This is a genomic window from Cupriavidus sp. SZY C1, from assembly GCF_032190535.1.
Lineage (GTDB): Bacteria > Pseudomonadota > Gammaproteobacteria > Burkholderiales > Burkholderiaceae > Cupriavidus > Cupriavidus pauculus_C.
In genome coordinates this window covers 15237-35534 of record NZ_JAUANU010000024.1, presented here as the reverse complement: position 1 = coordinate 35534, position 20298 = coordinate 15237, and the positions used below count along the sequence as shown (strand labels likewise).

Here is a 20298-nt window from a genome sequence, read left to right as displayed (position 1 = left end):
CCACCACCTTGTTCTTCTGCCTGGCGACGTCGAGCACGGCCAGCGCCGGCGCGGACGCGGCCACGTCCAGGATGGCGTCGACCTTGTCGGTATCGAACCATTCGCGCGCCTTGTTGGCGGCGATGTCGGCCTTGTTCTGGTGGTCGACCACCACCAGCTCCACCTTCTTGCCCAGCACCTTGCCGCCAAAGTCGTCGATCGCCATCTGCGCGGCGGCGGCACTGCCCCGGCCGGTCACGTCCGCGTACAGCCCGCTCATGTCGAGCAGCAGGCCGATCTTGACCACATCATCGGAAATGCCCGGCTTGGGCTGGGCGTGCGCAGCCACGGCGGCCAGGGCCAGCGCGGCGGCGGTAAGCAGGCGATTGGGGTGCATGGTCTCCTCCGGGGGTTTTGGTTTGGGTGGTGCGGTGGTGTGATGCGCGTGGATTGCCTTTCGGTTTGCTCCCCTCTGCCGAACGGCGGGAGAGGGGCCGGGGAGCGGCTCGGCATTTCAGGATGCCGATGTCGCGGTTTGGGCCGCTTGCCCTCTCCCCCAACCCCTCTCCCGCCGCGCGGGAGAGGGGAGCTGAAACCGTGGCGGCCTGAAACGTCTACACCGTTGCCACCGGCGTGGTCGGCGATCCCACGGCGCCCGGCAGTCTCAGCGGTGGCGCGGTCAGCATGAAGCGGGTGCGGCCGTGGGCGCGCAGCCAGTCCGCCAGGTCGCGCAGGTACCAGAGTTCGCCCAGCGGCAGGCCGAGCTTGAACAGGCAGTGGTGGTGCAGCGGCAGCAGCGGGTGCGTCCGGGCGTCGTCGGGAGGAGGCAGGGCCGGGTAGCGCTCGACCGCGTAGTTGTCGGCGATCAGTGCGGCGATGCCGGAATCGGTGATCCAGTTCAGCAGCCGGTCGTCGCGGCCGTTCAGTGCGCAGCAGCTATGGTGCAGCACGGTCTCGTCGGGGTCGCGCTGCATCGATAGCACCACCTCGGCAAAGCCGGTGCGCAGCAGCAGCATGTCGCCGCGCTCCACCTCCACGCGGCGGGCTTCCATCGCGTGCATCAGATCGTCGTAGCCGACGTTGCGGAAATCGGTGCCGAAAGCGTCGGACAGGTCCACCAGCACGCCGCGGCCCTGCATGCCTTTGACGGCGAAGTTCTCGATGCCGAGCGCGTCGGCGTGGCTGGCGTGGCCGTGGCCGCAGTCGTGAGGCGCGAAGTCGTCGTCCTCGGCGTAGTCCACCGGCCCGACGATGTCGTCGTTGGCCCGGAAGCCGTTGTAGTAGACGCGCTCGGGCCGGCCGTCGCCGTCGGCATCGAACAGCGCGCCCACGTGGGCCAGCGAATCCCACTGCGTGGAGTACTGCAGGCACAGCAGCACCTGGTCGTCGCTGATGACGTCGGTGGCGGCCGGGTTGACCTTGGCCAGCGGGAAGTTCAGGTACGGGATGTCGTCGCGGAACGTTGGCCGCAACTGGGGCGGATGCCGGCGCGGGTTGAGCTTGTTGCCGCCGGGGTAGTCCAGCGGCATCGACAGGCAGAAGCTGAGCCCGGCCTGGATCTCGCGCGCGCCCCTGACCACCTGTTCGGGGCCGATCAGGTTGACGCGGCCCAGTTGATCGTCGGGACCGAAGTCGCCCCAGTTCGAGCCTTCCGGCCGTTGCTTCCAGCGCATGCTTCATGCCTCCTGTTGTCGTGGGATGGGGTGCCGCCACAGCGCGGCGATGGTGTCGGCCTCGCGCCGCAGCGCGCGGGCCAGCGCCGCCTCGCGGTCGACGATGCGCTCGTTGAGCGCGGCGATGCTGATGGCGCCCAGCGGGTAGCCGTCCGGGCCGGGCAGGGCGATGCCGATGCCGCCCATGCGCTCCACCACCACGTCCAGCAGCACCGCGTAGCCGCGTGCGCGCGTGGTGGCCACGTGGCGGCGCAGCACGTCGGCGTCGATCCGGGGATAGCGTTTCAGCGACGGGGCGATGCAGTCGAGCACCGTGTCGACCTCGTCGTCAGGCAGCGCGGCCAGCAGCGCCAGGCTGCCGGCGCCCACGCCCAGCGGGCGGCGGCTGCCGACGTCGAGATAGTTGGCGCGGATCGGAAAGGTGCCGAGCCGCAGTTCCAGGCAGACCGATTCCCAGCCGCTGGGCACGGACAGGATCGCCGTGTCTTCGAACGTGTTGGCCAGCCGGATCAACGCCGGGCGCACCAGCGGGCGCATGTCCAGCCGCTGCTGCGCCGCAGCCTGCAGCGTCAGCCACTCGCGCCCCGGCGAGAACGCCTTGGTGGTGGGGTCGCGCTCGACCATGCCCTCGGCCACCAGTGTTTCCAGCAGCCGCAGCGCCGACGCCTTGTCCACGTTGGCGGCGGCGGCCAGGTCGGTCAGCCGGGCATTGCGGGTGTCGGACAGCGCACGCAGCAGGCGGCACGCCTTCTGCAGCGAGGTGCTGGGCACGGTCACGTATGCGTCTCCTCCGGGCGGGATTTTGTGTAATGAAACCGTGGTGCATGCGGCAACCGTTGGTTTATAGGAGACGGACGGCCCGCCGTCATTCTGCGGCGCATCAAAGTTTTGCCCGATGAAACCACACAGGCTGGCCAATGCGGCGTCTTCCTACAGCGCCGCGCGGCCGGATGCCGACGCGGGGCGGCCCGGCCGATGGCTAGCATGGGATCGGAGGCATCCGAGCAGATCGCCGAAGATCGCATCAGAACGGCGCAACGATGCCCGTACCGGGAGGGCGACACGACAAGGAGCCCAGACATGACAGGCAACATGATTTCCGGCGAGGCCGCCAACACACGCATCGCCGCGCTCTACGACACCGAGGCGGATGCCGCGCAGGCCGTCGACCTGGTCTGCACCAGTGCCCGGCTCAGCGCCGGGCAGGTCAAGCTGATCCACCCGCACGAGGCCCACTTCGGCCGCAAGCTGGAGCCCGACGAGGCCGGCATCGCGCGCACGGCCGTCCGCTCGCACCTGACGCTCGGGGCGTGCGGGATGATCCTGGGGCTGCTGGTGATGGCCGTGCTGTACCTGCAGGACGTGGCGTGGGTGACGCAGAACCCGGTGCCGGCCGGTCTGGTCGGCGCGTTCATCGGCGCGATGCTGGGGATGATGGGCAGCGGGCTGATAACGGCGCGGCCCGATCACCAGGCGGTGATCACGCCCGTGCGCGAGGCGGTGCGCGGGGGCCGCTGGGCCGTGCTGGTCAATCCCGAGTCGCCGCAGCAATGCGACGATGCCATGCGCACGCTACGCGGCACCCATGCCGAGGTGATGCGGACGGTCTGAGCCGTCTGAGCCGGGCCGCTTATTCGCCAAGGAACTCGGCCAGCACCTCCAGGCCGTCGACGTGGTCCGCCACGACCTTGGCGATGACCGCCAGCGGAATCGCCAGCAGCATGCCCCAGGTGCCCCACAGCCACGTGAACAACAGCAGCGACACGAACACGGCCACGGCGTTCATGCGGGCCATGCGGCCGGTCATCCACGTGGTCATGCCGTTGCCGATCAGCGTGGCGATGACCAGCGACCCGCCGGCCGCCGCGCCCGCCACCGCCAGCGTGCCGAACTGCATGAAGCCGGCCACGCCCAGGCACACGGCCACCACCAGCGAGCCGAAGTAGGGCACCAGGTGCAGCACGCTGGCCACCAGCGCCCAGGTGCCGGCGTTGTCGATCGACAGGTAGCGCAGCAGGATGTACGTGCAGATGCCCAGCGACGCATTGGTGACCAGCAGCATCAGCATGTAGCGCTGGATCTGCCGGTTGATCTCGTCCAGCATATGCACGCTGATTTTCTTCTGGCTGATGGTCTTGCCGGCCATCTTGATGAACTTGCGCTTGAACATGTCGCCGGCCAGCAGCAGGAACCACGTCAGGAACAGCACCACCACGACCTGCGCAATCAGCGCGAAGGCACCCATCCAGCCGGCCCAGATCATGTTGTTGATGCCGTCCCCGCCGCGTTCCACGACGATGGGCGCGCCGCGCGGCGCCGGCGGCTGCCCGGTGCCGCCCAGGATGGTGGCGGCCCGGCGCACCTTCTGCAGCACCGAATCGTCGCCGCTCATCAGCGCCCCGACCGACCGCGACAGCTTGCTGGCGATCTCGGGCAGCCGGTCGACGATCGACGACACCTGGCCCTCCAGCAGATAGGCGCCGCACAGCACCATGCCCAGCAGCCCCAGCAGCACGACGGTGGCGCCCACGGCGCGTGGCACGCGCTGGCGCTGCAGCAAGGCCACCATCGGGTCGAGCAGGTAGGCCATGACGATGGCCAGCACCACGGGCACCACGAACGCGCGGGCGACGTGCAGCGCGTAGAGCGATGCCAGCGTGGCCAGCACGATCAGCGCCAGGCTGCCGCTGCGCACGGAGCGCGTCCAGGGTGGCGGGGTGAAATCGGGAATCGTGACCGGGGCGGCGGCAGCGGCGGCCAGGGCCGGGCTGCCGGTGTCGGCGCGGTCATCGGCAATCGGATCGGCAATCGGGTCGGACGGCTCGCTGGCGGCCTGGGCAGTATCGGACGTGTCCGACATGCCGGCGCGCGCCGCCGCGTCACCCGTCTGGGTGGGCGGGGCCGGGTCGGCCGCGCGCGCAGCCGGGTCCGGCGCGGACGGGGACCGCAGGGCGGGGGAGGGCGGGACGGTCGACATGGCTCGCTGGCTCTGTTATGGGTGCCTGCTCAGAGCATAGTGGCGGCCAGCGGGATGGAATGTCGGCGTGCAACGGGTCGGGCTGTAGGACGGATGCACGTGACGGCCGCGTTACCGGACGGGGGGGCGGGGGCCGGCGAGCCGAAAAAAGGTCATCCACAAAAAGCAAAACGCCGGTCGGGTGGACCGGCGTTCCGTAGGGGGCAGGGCGATCGGCCGGTTGGCGTGCCGATGGCCGCTGGTGCGTCAGCGTGACGTGTCGTCAGGGCCTGAGGACGTATCCAGAAACTGGGGCTGTTTGAGCAGCGGATCGTTCTTGATCATCCAGCGAACACCGAAAGCCAGTGCAACGATGCAGGCCAGCATATACGCAACGATCGCAGTGAGAGTCAGCATGTTTCTTCACAGGAGTGGGTTGCGACCGCAGTTGCCACGAAGGTCCTGGACGAAGCGACGTGGCGGGCCGGATGGGAACGGATTGTATGTGACTGCAGACGTGATTCCGACCCGATTTCGCCTGAAATTTTCTGTATGGCGATCTAAGCGTGGCTAATATCGGCAGGAACTACGATGCCCCGACGCGCACGCCGTCAGAAATAGCAGCCCATGCCGTACTGCTCCGCGCGCAGCGCGTGCACGGCGTCGCGATAGCGGTCGGCGTGGCTCCAGTACTCGGTCTGATGCATGGCTCGCTCCGCCGCGCGCACCTGGAACTCCAGCGCCCGGCACTGGTTCCAGAACGCGGTCTGCGCGCGCCAGTCCTGATCCTGCTCGCGGGCGTCCCAGTTCTCGATCTGCGTGGCCATCTGGGCGCGGTTCTTCAGGTACGCCTGCTCGTCGCTGCGGACCTTGGCGGACTTGGCCACCGTGGTCACGTTGCCGCGCATCGACGGCGTGACATTGCGGTAGCCGGCCGGGCAGGCCCCGGACGTATAGAGCGTGTCGCCGGCGCCTTCGCACTTGGTGACGGCGTGGGCGGCGCCGGCGGCCATCGACGTGGCCAGTGTCAGCAGCAGGGGAGTAAGGAGTCTGGGCATGGCAAGGCTCTCGGGCAGTCAGCGATGCAAGTCACTGTAGGCAGCCGGCCCAAGTGCCGCCAGTGCGTCAAGGTATCCAGATATTTCACGGCCCGGCGGACGCCTGCCTGTCAGCTTTCGGGCGTGTACCCATCCGGAGGAAAGGGCAGGCGCCTGAACAACCCACGCCGCCTACCGCAACCCCCACACCCCATCCACCTCGCTGGCCACGCCCTCGGCTTCCAGCTTGCGCAGGTGCGCCAGCATCGACCGCAGCGCGATGGGGTGCTTGCTGGCCGGCACGTCGTCGTAGACGCTGGTGACCAGCGTGGGGGCGTCGGCCGGTGACAGCGTGCGCAGCGCGTTCAGCACCTTGGCCTCGCGTTGCAGGCGGTGGCGGATCAGCAGGCGGATGGCGTCGTGCGGGCGCGGCATCAGAAAGCCGTGCCCCGGGGCGATCCATTCGAGGTCCTCGTCCAGCAGCATGCGCAGCGACGCCAGGTAGGCGCCCATGTCGCCGTCGGGCGGGTTGATGACCACGGTCGAGCCCTGCATCACGTGGTCGCCCGTGAACAGCGTCTTTTCCTCTTCCAGCAGGAAGCACAGGTGGTTCGACGCATGGCCGGGCGTGTGGATCACCCGCAGCGTGGTGTCGGGGCCCAGCGCGATGCGGTCGCCGTGCACGGGCATGTGGTCGGGCCGGAAGGTCTGGTCCTGGCGGTCCTTGACGTCGGTGGTGCGGCCCCAGACCGGCGCCGACGTGGCCGCGCGCAGCCGCACCGTGCCCGGCGAGTGGTCCAGATGGGTATGCGTGACCAGGATCCATTTCACGGGGCCCGGCGCGGCGGCCATGACCGCGTCGAAGTGGGCCGCGTCTTCCGGGCCCGGATCGATCACGGCCCAGCAGTTGTCGGCGCCGGCCACGAAGTAGGTGTTGGTGCCGGGCCCGGTCATCACGTTGCCGTTGTTGGCCGTCACGCGCCAGACGCGCTCGGACAGCCGCACCGGCAGCCCCGGCTCCAGCACGTAGCGGCCATGGGCGGCGCCGTCCGGGTCGATGCGGGCAATCTCGGCATAGCACGGCTCGTCGGGCATCACCGGCCGCTGGCCCTTGGGGCCATGCGCCAGCCGGGGCATCACCAGCGCGATGCTGCGCTGCTGCCTGGCGAAATCGACGCACGCCTGCGCCGTCTCGAAATGGGCGATCGATTGCAGGATGCGCCGCGTGGCGTTGACAAGCGTGAGGTTGTTGACGGGATCGATCACGTCGGCCGGGCGCATCCAGCGGTGCTCCACGGCCTCCACGCCATCGTGGATCGCGGTCTGGCCCGGCGGCACCACGGCCATGAAGAAGCGCGTGTCGAAGCGCTTGGGCAGCCCCGGCGGCGTCAGCCAGTAGGCGCAGTAGGCCAGCTGGTCGACGGCCAGCCGCAGGCCCAGCATCTCGCAGACGTGTGCCAGCCCCTTGCCGCCATAGGCGGCCGCCTCGCTCAACTGCTGGCGCACACCGGCGTCCAGGTCGTCGAGCCCCACGATCTGGCCGGTGGCGTCGTAGGCGTAGAGCAGGCCGGCTTCCTCGAACGCCTCGCGCACCGCGCACAGGAAGTAGTCGAGCCCGTTGGCCGCCACGCCCAGCCGGGCACTGGCGCCGGCGTCGTCCAGCCCGGCGCAGAGCCGATGCAGCGCGGCGTCCTGCGGGTCGAGCACGCCGCCCGGGAACACGAACGCGCCCGCGCTGCGGTCGTCGTCGCGCTGGGGGCGGCGCATCATCAGGATTTCCATGCCCTGCGGGCCGTCGCGCAGCACGAGCATGCTGGCGGCGTGGCGCATGGCCTTGGACGGGGAGGGAACAGCAGGATTCGGGGCGACGGCGGACATGAACGGGAGTCTCTTCGGATGCTCTTGCGGCGGCGTCAGGCGACGCCGGCAGGCCATTCTAGCGGGTTGCGCCGTTGTCGCACCGCAGCGAAAACCCTGCGTGCCGCCCGCCCGCCGGCGGTTCAGGACGGAAACAGCGCCATCTGGCCGGTCAGCAGCGTCTGGAAATCGTCGTCCAGGAACGGCAGGATCGCGTCGGCGATGGGCTGGAGCTGGCGCGTGACGTAGTGGTCATAGTCGATGGGCGCCGAGCGCGTTTCCAGCGGCTCCGGGCCGGCCCTCGTCATCAGGTAGCTGATCCAGCCGCCGTTCTGGTACTGGCGCGGGCGGCCGTGGCGCTCGTTGTAGGCATCGGCGATGCGGGCGGCGCGCACGTGCGGCGGCACGTTGCGCTGGTAGTCGTCGAGCTGGCGGCGCAGCCGCTTGCGGTAGACCAGCAGGTCGTCCAGCTCGCCGGCCAGCGTGCGGCGCACCGTGTCGCGCACGTATTCCTGGTACGGCTCGCGGTTGAAGATCCGGGCGTAGAGCGTTTGCTGGAACTGCTGCGCCAGCGGCGACCAGTCCGTACGTACCGTTTCCAGCCCCTTGTAGACCATCTCCAGGCGGCCGTCGGGGCGCATCACCTGGCCAGCGTAGCGCTTCTTGCTGCCCAGGTCGGTGCCGCGGATGGTCGGCATCAGGAAGCGGCGGAAGTGCGTCTCGAACTGGAGTTCCAGCGCGCTTTCCAGGCCGTAGGTCTGCCACAGGTGGTCGCGCCACCAGTCGTTGACGTAGGCCACGAGGCTGCGGCCGATCTGGCCCGCGTCGTCCTCAGTCCGCGCGCGGCGCAGCCAGACGAACGTGGAATCGGTATCGCCATAGATCACCTCGTAGCCGCGTGCCTCGATCAGCTGGCGCGTCTGGCGCATGATCTCGTGCCCGCGCATGGTGATCGACGACGCCAGCCGCGGGTCGAAGAACCGGCAGCCGCTGGACCCGAGCACGCCGTAGAACGCGTTCATGATGATCTTGAGCGCCTGCGACAGCGGCTTGTTGCCGTCGCGCTTGGCGGCCTCGCGGCCCTGCCAGACGCGTGACACGATGGCCGGCAGGCAGTGCCGCGTGCGCGAGAACCGGGCGCCCCGGAAGCCGGGCACCGAGTCGGCATCGTCGGGGTGCGCCAGGCCCTCCACGAGCCCGATCGGGTCGATCAGGAACGTGCGGATGATCGACGGGTACAGGCTCTTGTAGTCCAGCACCAGCACCGATTCGTAGAGCCCGGGCCGCGAATCCATCACGAAGCCGCCGGGGCTGGCCTCGGGCGCCTTGTCGCCAAGGTTCGGCGCCACGTAGCCCTGGCGGTGCATCAGCGGCATGTACAGGTGCGTGAACGCGGCCACCGAGCCGCCGCTGCGGTCCGCCGGCAGCCCGGTGACGGTGGCGCGTTCCAGCAGGAATCGCAGCAGCTCGGTCTTCTCGAAGATGCGCGTGACCAGTTCGCAGTCGCGCAGGTTGTAGCGGGCCAGCGCGGGCTTGTCCTGGGCGAACATCCGGTCGATCTCGTCCATGCGGTCGTACGGGTTGTCGATCGCCTTGCCTTCGCCCAGCAGCGCCTGCGCCACCGATTCGAGGCTGAACGACGGAAAGCTCCACGTGGCCGAGCGCAGCGCCTCGATGCCGTCGATCACGAGCCGCCCGGCCGCCCCGGCGAAATAGTGCTGCTGGCGGTTGTGCTCGCGCCATTCCATCTCGGCGCCGCCCCGGCCCAGCCGCAGCGGCATCTGGTACTGCCGGGCGTGCTCGCGCAGCACGCGCAGGTCGAACTGGACGAGGTTCCAGCCGATGATGGCATCCGGATCGTGGCGCGCCAGCCAGTCGTTGAGCGCTTCGAGCAGCGTCTGGCGCGTGGGGCGGTACTCCAGCGCCAAGTCGAGGTCGGCCGGCGCCTGCTGCGGCGCGGGGCCGAGCATGTAGACCTGCCGCTGGCCGCAGCCTTCGAGCGCAATCGAGTAGAGGTCGCCGAATGCGTTGGTCTCGATGTCCAGCGACACCAGGCGCAGCGCGGGGCGGTAGTCGGCGGCAGGCTTGAGCTGGGCGTTGCGCAGGATGCCGTCGGCGCCAGGGTCGCCATCGAACCAGACCGGCGCGGTGATGAAGCGCTCCATCAGGTAGCGCTCGGGCGGCCGGACATCGGCCTCGTAGACGTCCACGCCCGCGTCGCGCAGCGCCTTGTCGATCTGGATGAGCTGGCGGTGCTGCGGGCAGTAGAGGCCCAGCACGGGCCGGCGCTGGAAGTCCTGCAACTGCAGCGGCCGCAGCGTCACATCGCGCTGGCCCTGCAGCAGCGCCTCGGCCGCGACCCGCTGGGCCTCGGGGATGAACGCCGTGGACGGCTGCGGCGGCAGGCGCAGCCGGCGCGGCCCGTCGTCGGTCGCCAGCCAGAACTCGACTTCGGTACCAGCCGGGGTATCGCGCCAATGTCGGGTCAGGATGAAACCCTGCTGAAGTGCCACGCTGCAAGCCTTGGGGTGTTTGTGGCGGGGATTTTAGCGGAGGCGGGGGGCGGCGGTGGGGTGGTGGTGTTGCGGGGTCCGGGCGTTATTCCCGCCGATGGTTTTCTCCCCTCTCCCGCGCGCGGGAGAGGGGTCGGGGGTGAGGGCCAGCCGCTCAAGATGCGACGGTGGCAGCTTGCACCGCCATGCCCTCACCCCCAGCCCCTCTCCCGCAAGCGGGAGAGGGGAGCAAAAAAACAGGCAGAAGACACGCCAACATGGCAGCGCAGGCTGCCGCCGCCGCGCTACTGCCGCGCCACCGTCCCCGCCGGCTTGCCGGCCACCGGCTGCGCCGGCGCCGACTGCTGCGACCATCCGCCGCCCAGCGCCTTGTATAGCTGCGCGCGGCTGTTCAGGCGGGCGAGCTGGATCGTCACCAGCTTCTTTTCGGCCTCGTACTGCTGGCGCTGGGCGTCGAAGACCGGGAAGTAGTCGTCCACGCCGTTCTTGAAGCGCATCTCGGCCAGCCGGCGGGTCTCGGCGACCGATTTCTGCAGCGACTGCTGGGCGGCGGTCTGGCGGTCGTATGTGCCGCGGGCGGCCAGGCCGTCGGAGACTTCGCGGAAGGCGCCCTGGATCGTGCGCTCGTACAGCGCGACGTTGATGTCCTTGCGGACCTTCGACGCATCCAGGTTGGCCTGGTTCGCCCCGGCGTTGAAGATCGGCAGCGTCACCTGCGGCGCAAAGGCCCAGGCCGCGCCGCCGGTGAAGAGTCCGGCCAGCGTGGTGCTGGCCAGCCCGACGCCGGCGGTCAGCGAGATGCGCGGGAAAAACGCCGCGCGCGCCGCGCCGATGTTGGCGTTGGCGGCCTTGAGCCGGTGCTCGGCGGCCATGATGTCCGGGCGCTGCGCCAGCAGGTCGGACGGCAGCCCGGACGGCAGCTCGGCCACGAACGACCTGTCGTCGAATGGCTGCGGCGCCGGCAGGTCGGCCGGGATCGGGCCGCCGATCAGCAGCGACAGCGCGTTCTCGTCCTGCGCCACCTGGCGCGTGAACTGCTCCACGTCCACGCGGGCCGTTTCCACCTGCGTCTGCGTGCGATGCTGGTCGATCTCGGCCATGCCGCCGGCCTGCTTGCTCTTGCGCACCATCTCGGCGGCGTCTTCCTGGATCTTGAGCGTGTCCTGCGACAGCTTCAGCAGTTGCTGGTCGGCCTGCCACGTCAGGTAGGCCGTGGCAATCTCGCCCACCAGGCTGATCTGCGTGCTGCGCCGCACTTCCTCGATGGCCAGGTACTGCTCCAGCGCCTCGTGCTTGAGGCTGCGGATGCGGCCGAACACGTCGAGCTCGAACGCGGAAAAGCCCACGCCGGCGCCCCAGGCGTTGATCACGGCGTCCTGGCCCGGCGCGCGCAGGTCGCCGGTGACGCGCGTGCTGCTGAAGCCCAGGTTGCCGTCGACGGCCGGGAACTGTGCCGCGCGCCGGATGCGGTAGTACGCGCGGGCCTCGTCGATCGACAGCGTGGCCACGCGCAGGTCGCGGTTGTTGGCCAGGCCCAGCTCGATCAGCCGCCGCAGCCGCGCGTCGGTAAAGAAGTCCTGCCAGCCCAGGCTGGCGGCTGGTACGGGCGCCTGCGCGGTGCCCGGCGTGGTCTGGTAGGCGGCGCCCGTGGGCCAGGCGTTGGCCACCGGCGAGTCGGGCCGCTGGTAGGTGGGTTCCAGCGTGCAGGCGGTGAGCGCCAGCGGCAGCAGCACCGCGAGCCATCGCGGTACCGGCGGAGTCTTGGAGGAGAGGCGCATTGTTGTCATCGTCATAGCGTGGATCAACCGGTAAAGGCGCGCCGCAGGAGCTGCACGATGGCCGTGCCCGGCAGGCCCCGGCGCGCGATGTTGTGCGGCGGCTCGCTGAACAGCAGCCGGATCAGCCGGTGCCGCGCGGTCATGTCGGGCAGCAGCGCGATGCCGATCAACTGGCCGTCGGTGCGCGCCACGCGGCACGGCACCCAGCCCAGCGGCGCCAGCCAGAACGCGCCCATGGCGCCCGGCGCCACGCGCGTGCCGCTGTGCGATTCCAGCGCGACGCCGTTGCAGGACAGGTCGCGCGTCACGCCATCGACCTCGCGCGAGATGCCGTCGTCGCCATAGAACTGCAGCCGTGCCGCCGAGCGGAACGGAAAGCGTTCTTCCTTGCGCGGGCGCGGCAGCTCGAAACAGACCAGCAGCGACGCCAGGTACAGCACCATCGACACCACGGTCCAGGCGATGTTGAACACGGTGCCCGGCGCGTTGCCGTCGGCGGCGATGGCGCGCCCCAGGCCCACCGCCGACAGCACGAACAGCGCCCCGTAGAACGCCGCGAACTTGCCGTGGACGGTCAGCTTCGAGCGGTCCAGCCCCTTGTTGGTGACCTTGAACGGCCGCCCGAACGGCTTGAACATGGCGCTGGCCAGCGTGGCTGTCACGGCCATCGCCGCCACGATCTGCGTGACCTCGGTGAAGATCGGCATCGCGCGCGAGCCCGTGATCCAGATGCTGTACGCCCAGTACAGCAGCAGCGCCGGCACGCCATAGGCCAGGAATTGCAGCGGATCGCCATAGAGCGTGGGGACGTTGAAGAACCAGTAGAGCAGCGGCCCGGTCAGCAGCATCAGCGTGAACGGGCGGCTGAGCCAGTGCAGCAGCCCGTGCACGTAGTGCAGCCGCTGGCGGAACGTGTAGCCCCGGCCGCGCAGCGGGCCGTCGGCGGTCAGCGCCACCTGGATCGTGCCCAGGCCCCAGCGGCTGCGCTGGCTGATGTACTCGGGCAGCCCCTCGGCCGACAGGCCCACGCTGAGCCGCTCGTTGAGCCAGCGCGTGACGTAGCCGTACGGCATCAGCTTGTAGGTCAGGTGGATGTCCTCGGTCACCGTGCCGGTGGGAAAGCCGCCGATATGGCCCAGCGCCTCGCGCCGCACCACGAACGACGTGCCGATGCAGAACGCGGTGTCCCAGGCGTCCTTGGCCGGCTGCATCACGTCGAAGAACGCGCGCTGCTCGTCCACCCAGCAGTCGGTGGAGCGCAGGTTGTACTGGATGGGGTCGGCGTTGTAGTAGAACTGCGGCGTCTGCACCACGCCCACGCGCGGGTCGTCGAACAGGCCGACGATGCGCAGCAGGATGTTGCGGTGCGGCGCAAAGTCGGCGTCCAGCACCATGATGAACGGCGCGCCGCCATCGATCCCGGCACTGTGCTGCAGGCCGTTGTTCAGGTTGCCGGCCTTGGCGTGGGTGTTGTCGGGCCGCGTCACGTAGTGCACGCCGGCCTGCTGGCAGAACGCCTTGAGCCAGTCGCGCCGGGTGTCGTCGAGCACCCAGACGCGGAAGTTGGGATAGTCGATGGCCTTGGCCGCGACGATCGTCTTCTCCAGCACATCCAGCCCCTCGTTGTAGGTGGCGATGAAGATGTCGACGGCCGGCGCGTCGCGGTCGCCGCGCAGCCGGGCCTCGCCGGCATCGGCCTGGGCGCGGTGGTCGGTCGTGCGCGTGAGCGTGACGATGGAGATCAGCGTGTAGAGGATGGTCAGCGTCTCGAAGCCCAGGAACGCGTGGGCCCAGAGGCTGGGGAATTCCAGCCGCCATTCCGGCAGCGTCTCGGTGATGCGCCAGATGTAGTAGACGCCGAGCAGGATGCCGGCCGCCAGGCCGAACAGCCAGCGGTCGGCGGCGCGGCGGCGGTCGCCGCGCAGGCATAGCACGGCGATCAGCAGCGCGCCGGCATTGACCTGGACCAGCATGCTGCCATCCAGAAAACTCGCAAAACTCGCGGCCAGCATCGTCACTCCTTGGGCGGGCTTCCGCCGGGCTGAAAGGGGTTCCATCCGGCCGCCGCCAGCACGGCCCAGGCCGTGGCGCCCAGGTGGGGCAGGTGGAAGTAGTAGAAGTCGTCGGTCTTCGAGTCGGGGCCGATCTGCAGCCCGGTGCGCACGCGCGTGTCGGGAGTGGCGAACAACATGCCCGACGGCGCCCGCTGGGCGGCCAGCAGCGGCCAGAGCGGGGCGGCCTCGGCGTCGCGGCCGCTGGCGCGCAGCACCAGCGCGGCCTGGCCGGTGCCTTCGGTCCAGATGCCGTCAGGGTTGGCGTTGAAGCCGTAGCCGCCCTTGACGCCGTGGCGCGTGCGGGCCCAGGTCAGCGCGCGCTGCCAGCCGGGCGCCGCGTCGGGTATCGCGATCAGCGGCCACAGCGACGCGTCGAGCGCCGACGGGCCTGCATTCAGCGTGCGGCCGTCGTCGCGCGTGCCGATGGCGAAGCGGCCCTCGCCGGGCTGCCACATCGCCTCAACGAACTGGCGCGAGCGGTCGGCGCCGGTGCGCCAGCGCGGGTCGCTGTCGAGCCGCGACAGCCAGCGGAACACCGCGTAGGTGTCGACGTTGTGTTCGGTCGATTTCCAGCCCTGGCGCTGCGGCGACGGCTCGTGGCCGAAGAATCCGCCGACGAAGGCGGCCGGCGCGGCGCTGTCGTAGGTCACCTTGTCGACCCAGCCCATCATCGTGCGGGCCGTGTCCAGGTAGCGCGGCGCCCGCGTGGTCTCGTAGGTGGCCAGCAGCAGCAGCGCGGCCCAGGCCACGTTGCCGGTGGCCGTTCCAACCTGGTAGCGATCCTCGAACCAGCGGTTGGCCTTGGCGTCCCACCAGCCTGGCATCGGCACGGGGCCGTCCGGCATGGCGCCGGCGCGATAGGCGTTGCGCAGGCGGCCATCGTGGTAGTGGCGGTCGCGCGTGACGCCGGCCACCACGGCATCGGCAATGCGCCGCGCGGCGTCCGGCCGGCCACAGGCCAGCAGCGCGATGCCGGCCAGCGCGTTGTCATAGACGAAGGCCGACTCCTTGAGCGGGCCCGGCAGGGGCTCGCCGCCCGGCGCCGGTTCGTAGCTGGCCAGCATCACGGGGCCGCTGCCGGGGATGGCGGCCACGCGCGCGGCCAGCGTCTGGCAGCCGGCGTCGCGCAACGCGTCGCGCGGCGCGTCGGGGGTCTGGGGCGCGGCGGCCACGCCCAGCGGCGCGGCCAGCGCAATCGTCACGATGCTTTCGAGCAGCCGCTTGCGCGCGGCCGGGTGTCGCGATCCTGCGAGATAACGCTGCACGGTAGGGTTCCTCCTGCGGGCGTGGGGGACATGGCTGGCGATCGGTGTCGATCAGATCAGCCGGCGGAACCACGGGCGGTCAAGGCTGACCTTGGCCCAGTGGCCGAGCGCGCAGCGGTCGGTCTTGCCGGCGCCGGGCAGGTCGGGCAGCGGCTTGTTGAGCTTGGCGATCAGGTAGAGCTCGTTCTTCTCGATGGGCGGGAAGGGCACGAAATACCGGGCCTGGTCGCCATCGGGCGCGCGCGGCAGGATTTCCGCCACCTTGCCCGGCTGCGGGGTGCCCACGCCATCGACCAGCACCGTGACCGGCGCGCCGGGCAGCAGATCCTTGCTCAGGCTGCGGGGAAAGACCGCCACCACGGCCGGCTGCGCGCAGTTGGTGGCGCGCATCAGCGTGGCGCCGGCCGCCACGCGCGTGCCGGGCGGGGCCAGCACGTCCTCGACGATGCCGCCGGCATAGGCCTTGATGTCCAGGTTCGACACGCGGTCCAGCCGCTGCTGCTCGGTGTCGACGAGCTTGTCGACCTCGGCGCCGTAGGCTTCCAGTTGCTTGATCTCGGCCTGCAGCCCGGTGATCTCGGCCTTCAGTTCGTCCGAGCGCTGCGCCAGCGCGCCCACGGCGCTGTCGTTGCTGGACGCGAACACCTTGTTGCGGGTGGCCGCGCTGCTGTTGCGGGCGCTGTTCAGTTCGGCCTCGACGGCGTCGCGCTGGCCGGCCAGCACGGCAAGCTGATTGCGCGATGCATCGGTAAACGCCTGGCTGACGGCGCCGGCCTGCTGCATCTGCACGTTACGATTGACTACATTTTGCTGGGCGTCGATCTGCTGCTGCGCCACATTGAGCCGCGCCTCGATGCCGCGCACGCGCGAATCGTTCTGCTGCTGGGCCGCCGAGGTGTAGCGCCGCACGTCGCCGCTGGTGGCTGCCAGCCGCGCCTCGTTCACTTCCAGCTTGGTCCTGGCGGCTTCCAGGCGCTTTTCGTTGTCGAGCTTCTTGCCGGTCAGCTCCAGCAGCAGCGCCCGGTCCATGTTCGGGTTCTGCAGCGTCATCAGCGATTCGCCGGGCTTGAAGGTGGTGCCCACCGGCACCAGCTGCTTGGTGACGATGCCTTCCACGGGCGTGGTGATCAGGCTCACGGGGCTGTTGACGACGGCCCGCTCGGACGACCGCACAAACACGTACGGGAACATCACGGACAGGATGATCCAGATGATGAAGCCCACCATGCCGTAGCTGGCCAGGCGCGGAATGGCCTGCCAGACCGGCCGCAGGCCCAGCGCGCGGCTGGGCTGGGCCACGGCGTCGCGCGGCGGCGGCGATGCGGGCCGGCCCGGCGGTGGCGGCGGCCGCCGCGTTGGCACGGTCGGCTTGTGGTCGGAATTGTTGTCCATGCGAGCTCCCGGGTAAAAGGTGGCCACCCGCGACACGCCAACGTCGGTCGCGGTGAAAAATTTCGCAGACGAACGCTCCCCGCCGCGCGAACGTTACGTTCGTGAGGATCGGGTCTTGCGTTCTCGTCCCCCAACCAATTGTTATGCGCCGTTTGTTCCGGGCCGTGGCAACGCCGCCGGAACAGGCGTGAGGACCGTGTCGCCGGTCCGTTGAACTGCCCGCATGCCGGACGGCATGGGCGTGCAGGTATTGCGAGGCGCGACGCGCCATGGACACTCTCAGCACATCATCACAGGATTGATGCAATGCAGCGCTGGAGCGATTCAAAGTTAGTCAGTTTGCTATTCGCGTGCTGTAAAAAGATGTAAGGACTGTATATCGCTCCACTTAACGCGCATGAACCGTTGACAGAGGGTGGGGCATGCGGTTATGGGGGTGGGCCGATTCGATGGCATCGGCTTTGGTGCGGCATGGGCGTCGTTGCGATAAGAAAACTTATCGCAATGAACGTGGTTTCTGACGTGATCCGACGCGTACCGGCCCCGACATCGGCGGGTGGAAGGCCGGGCGCCCCAGTTGTCCCTTTCCGCAGGGCAGGCCGTCATCGGTATTCCCGAGCATTTGAATTCCTTGACGATTCAACGAAAATGGCGATTGGCGGCCGCCCCCGGGCCGCGTCACCAGAGCCCCCGTATGTCCCGTCTCGCCGCGCTGCGTCCCGTACTGCCGATCCTGATCGGCGCATCCGTCATGCTGTCGCTGGCCATGGGATTGCGGCAGAGCCTGGGGATCTTCGTACCGCCGCTGACGCGCGACATCGGCATCTCGGTGGGCGACTTCACGATTGCCGTGGCGGTGCAGAACCTGACCTGGGGGGTGCTGCAGCCCTTTGCCGGCGCGCTGGCCGTGCGCACCGGCTTCCGGCCGCTGATGGTCGGCGGATCGCTGCTGTACCTGGTCGGGCTGGTGCTGCTGGCCACGTCGCAGGGGCTGTGGGCCGTCATCCTGGGCGGCGGCGTGCTGATCGGCATGGCGATGGCCAGCACCGGCACGGCGATGGCGATGGCCGCCGCGTCCAGCGCGGTCAACGCCCAGGTGCGCAGCCTCGTGCTGGGTTGCGTGTCGGCGTCGGGCTCGCTCGGCGCGATGATCGCGGCGCCGCTGGGGCAGGCCATCACCGGTAGCTGGGGCTGGCGCATGGGGCTGGTGTCGTTCGTGGTGCTGGCGCTGATCATGGTGCCGGCCGCGTGGCATGGCGGCCGGGTCGACACGGTGCGCGCGGCGCCCGGGCCCGCGCAGGCCGGCCAGAGCGGGCGCCAGGCGCTGATGGCGGCGCTGCGGCACCCGCCGTTCGTGGTCATGGCGCTGGCGTACACCATCTGCGGCATGCAACTGGTCTTCCTGACCACGCACCTGCCGGCCTATCTGGACGTCTGCGGCATGGACCCGATGCTGTCGGCCAAGGCGCTCGGCCTGATCGGCGGCTTCAACGTGCTGGGCAGCCTGTTCTTCGGCTGGGCCGGCGGGCGCGTCAACAAGCTGCTGCTGCTCGGCGGCATCTACATCTGCCGGTCGATCGGCTTCGTCTGGTTCTTCCACACGCTGCCGACACCCGAAAGCACGATGGTCTTTTCCGCGGTGATGGGCTTCCTGTGGCTCGGCGTGTCGCCGCTGGTGCAGGGCTGGATCGCCCAGACGTTCGGCCTGCGCTGGCAGGCGATGATTGCCGGCGTGGCGTTCTTCAGCCACCAGATCGGCAGCTTCATCGGCGCGTTCGGCGGCGGCTGGCTCTACGACCTGATGCACAACTACACGCTGGCCTGGAAAGTCGGCGCCGCGCTGGGGCTGACGATGGGGCTGATCCAGATCGCGTTTGCCTACATCGGCCGGACCCAGACGCCGCGCTGGGTGCCGGCCGCCTAGCGCGACGAATCCCCGCCGCCGCGCTCCAGAATCTTGTACAGGTGCGAACGCGAGATGCCGAGCTGCGCGGCGGCCCGTTTCTTGTTGCCGCCGTGGCGGGCAATGGCGTCGAGCACGGCCGCGTGCGCCACGTCGCGCAGCGCACCGGCCGGGTCATGGGCGATGGGCGAGACGGGCAGGGGAGCGTCGGGCAGCGCCTCGGTGGCGCCGGCATCGGGCTCGGGCGACAGCGGCGCGATCGACAGCCCGCGCGCCGCGTCGCCGCGTGCGAAATCGGCCACGCGCAGCAGCCGGCCGTCGCAGAACACCAGCGCCTCTTCCACCCGCTGGCGTAGCTGGCGGACATTGCCGGGCCACGGCTGGCCGGCCAGATAGCGCGGCACGTCGTGGTCGATGCGCGGCGCCGGCATGCCATTGCGCGCGCAGAACGCCTCCACGAAGTGCTGGAGCAGGGCCGGGATGTCCTCGCGCCGCTGCCGCAGCGCCGGAATGCGCAGCACCACGCCGCTAAGCCGGTAGTAGAGGTCCAGCCGAAAGCGGCCCGCGTCGATCAGCGCCGGGATGTCGCGGTTGGTCGCCGACACCAGCCGGAAATCCACGCGCCGGGGCCGCCCGCTGCCCAGCCGCTCGACCATGTGGTCTTCCAGCACGCGCAGCAGCTTGACCTGCATCTCCATCGGAATATCGGCCACCTCGTCCAGGAACACGGTGCCGCCGGCGGCCAGTTCGAGCTTGCCGGCCTGACCCTGCCGCTTGCTGCCCGTAAACGCGCCCGGCGCATGGCCGAACAGTTCCGATTCGATCAGCGTCGCGGGCAGCGCGGCCAGGTTCAGGCTCACGAGCGGCCGTGCGCCGGCCGCTTCCTGCCCGGCGTTGTGGATGGCCCGCGCCACCAGTTCCTTGCCCGTGCCGCTTTCGCCCAGGATCAGCACCGGCACGTCCAGCGGGGCCACGGTCTGGATTTCGCGCCGCAGCCGCTGCATCGGCGCGCTTTCGCCAATCAGCCCCAACGTAGACTGCCGCTCGCGCAGCCCTTCGAACTCGCGCTGGTAGCGAGCCACCTCCGAGCGCAGCTCGGACAATTCCTTGTGCAGCCGCACCAGTTCCTCGGGCCCCTTGAACATCACCTGGCCGATGGCGCCCACCACCTCGCCGCGCGCGCGGATCGGTATCCGGTTGACCACGCGCGTGGCGCCGTTCAGTTGCTGGAGCTGGCCGATCTCGGCCTTGCCGGTCGCCGCCACCTGCGGCAGCCGCGAATTCGGTATCACGTCGGCCGCCGGCCGGCCCGTCCCGGCGCCGCGCTCGATGCCAAGGAATTTCTCGTGGACGGGGCTGATAAAGCGCACCCGCCCGGCGCGGTCGACCACGGTGATGGCCTGGTACGGATCGTTGAGGAAGTAGTCGAGGATGGCGCCCGCAAAGGGCACGGTGCCGAGGAAGTCGAACAGCGTGGCGTGCGCGTCGGCTGTGTGGATCAGGATCACGCGGTGCCGCGCGTCTTCCAGCGCCACGCCCACGTACCGGGCGTCGCCCGCGGCCAGCGGGAACAGCCGGCGGCCATCGCCCGCGTCGGTGGCCGTGGCCAGCGCCGCCTGCGCGGCATCGGCCAGGGCCGGATCGGCGCACAGGCCGATGGCGGCCACCCGCGCGCCGTCGATCGTGCAGATCAGCGCGCCAAGTGGCTGTGTCGTCTCCAAGGACACCGGTGTCTCCAGTCGTGTCCGTCGTGCGGACACTGTTATGTCGTCGTGGTGGACATCGTAGCGGCGCGTCCGGAAATACACAATGAAATCAACGGCCCGGGCGGGCCGCCAAATGCGCCCGATGGCTGGCATGGGTCGTGCGACTGTCTTCGGAAACATCCGAG

15 protein-coding genes are annotated in these 20298 nt (G+C 69.6%); 2 read left to right on the top strand and 13 right to left on the bottom strand.

The window, feature by feature from the left end; translation table 11 throughout:
* The 3 genes from QTN24_RS24410 to QTN24_RS24400 form a co-directional block, all read right to left on the bottom strand.
* Nucleotides 1–376, bottom strand: a 376-nt coding sequence (locus QTN24_RS24410; protein WP_313840174.1) for an ABC transporter substrate-binding protein, incomplete at its 3' end; no start/stop codon positions are given.
* A gap of 217 nt (nt 377–593) precedes the next feature.
* Entirely contained in the window at nt 594–1652 is a 1059-nt protein-coding gene (locus QTN24_RS24405; RefSeq protein WP_313840173.1) for a cyclase family protein, read from the bottom strand.
* A 3-nt stretch (nt 1653–1655) separates the two neighbouring features.
* The gene (locus QTN24_RS24400; protein WP_313840172.1) at nt 1656–2429 is read right to left on the bottom strand and encodes an IclR family transcriptional regulator; all 774 of its coding nucleotides are present in this window, start codon (nt 2427–2429) and stop codon (nt 1656–1658) included.
* 303 nt (nt 2430–2732) lie between these two features.
* On the opposite strand from QTN24_RS24400, the gene QTN24_RS24395 reads away from it, so the two are divergent.
* Nucleotides 2733–3263: a riboflavin biosynthesis protein RibA gene (locus tag QTN24_RS24395; protein WP_313840171.1), complete on the top strand. Its 531-nt coding sequence runs from the start codon at nt 2733–2735 to the stop codon at nt 3261–3263.
* Between the two features lie 19 nt (nt 3264–3282).
* On the opposite strand, the gene QTN24_RS24390 is transcribed toward QTN24_RS24395, so the two are convergent.
* From QTN24_RS24390 to QTN24_RS24350, 9 genes are all read right to left on the bottom strand, one after another.
* Nucleotides 3283–4629 carry an AI-2E family transporter gene (locus QTN24_RS24390; RefSeq protein ID WP_313840170.1) on the bottom strand — a complete coding sequence of 449 codons (1347 nt, stop codon included), beginning with the start codon at nt 4627–4629 and terminating at the stop codon, nt 3283–3285.
* Nucleotides 4630–4875: 246 nt separating this feature from the next.
* Nucleotides 4876–5025: a hypothetical protein gene (locus QTN24_RS24385; RefSeq protein WP_172966057.1), complete on the bottom strand. Its 150-nt coding sequence runs from the start codon at nt 5023–5025 to the stop codon at nt 4876–4878.
* A gap of 194 nt (nt 5026–5219) precedes the next feature.
* Nucleotides 5220–5666 (bottom strand): hypothetical protein, encoded by a 447-nt coding sequence (locus QTN24_RS24380; protein ID WP_313840169.1) that lies wholly within the window; start codon nt 5664–5666, stop codon nt 5220–5222.
* A 171-nt stretch (nt 5667–5837) separates the two neighbouring features.
* The gene (locus QTN24_RS24375; RefSeq protein ID WP_313840168.1) at nt 5838–7523 is read right to left on the bottom strand and encodes an MBL fold metallo-hydrolase; all 1686 of its coding nucleotides are present in this window, start codon (nt 7521–7523) and stop codon (nt 5838–5840) included.
* 122 nt (nt 7524–7645) lie between these two features.
* Entirely contained in the window at nt 7646–10015 is a 2370-nt protein-coding gene (locus tag QTN24_RS24370) for a DNA polymerase II (RefSeq protein ID WP_313840167.1), read from the bottom strand.
* A 284-nt stretch (nt 10016–10299) separates the two neighbouring features.
* Entirely contained in the window at nt 10300–11793 is a 1494-nt protein-coding gene (locus QTN24_RS24365; protein WP_313840166.1) for an efflux transporter outer membrane subunit, read from the bottom strand.
* Between the two features lie 23 nt (nt 11794–11816).
* Nucleotides 11817–13805, bottom strand: coding sequence for a glycosyltransferase (locus QTN24_RS24360; RefSeq protein ID WP_313840165.1), 1989 nt, complete (start codon nt 13803–13805; stop codon nt 11817–11819).
* A gap of 2 nt (nt 13806–13807) precedes the next feature.
* Nucleotides 13808–15037: a hypothetical protein gene (locus QTN24_RS24355; RefSeq protein ID WP_409559084.1), complete on the bottom strand. Its 1230-nt coding sequence runs from the start codon at nt 15035–15037 to the stop codon at nt 13808–13810.
* A 126-nt stretch (nt 15038–15163) separates the two neighbouring features.
* The gene (locus tag QTN24_RS24350) at nt 15164–16504 is read right to left on the bottom strand and encodes an HlyD family secretion protein (RefSeq protein WP_124684239.1); all 1341 of its coding nucleotides are present in this window, start codon (nt 16502–16504) and stop codon (nt 15164–15166) included.
* A 694-nt stretch (nt 16505–17198) separates the two neighbouring features.
* Here QTN24_RS24350 and QTN24_RS24345 point away from each other — a divergent pair.
* Nucleotides 17199–18428 (top strand): MFS transporter, encoded by a 1230-nt coding sequence (locus QTN24_RS24345; protein ID WP_313840164.1) that lies wholly within the window; start codon nt 17199–17201, stop codon nt 18426–18428.
* Here the strand turns inward: QTN24_RS24345 and QTN24_RS24340 are convergent.
* On the bottom strand, nt 18425–20134 hold the full coding sequence (locus QTN24_RS24340; protein ID WP_409559083.1) for a sigma-54 interaction domain-containing protein: 1710 nt from the start codon (nt 20132–20134) through the stop codon (nt 18425–18427). The genes QTN24_RS24345 and QTN24_RS24340 overlap by 4 nt on opposite strands.
* Between the last annotated feature and the right edge of the window lie 164 nt (nt 20135–20298).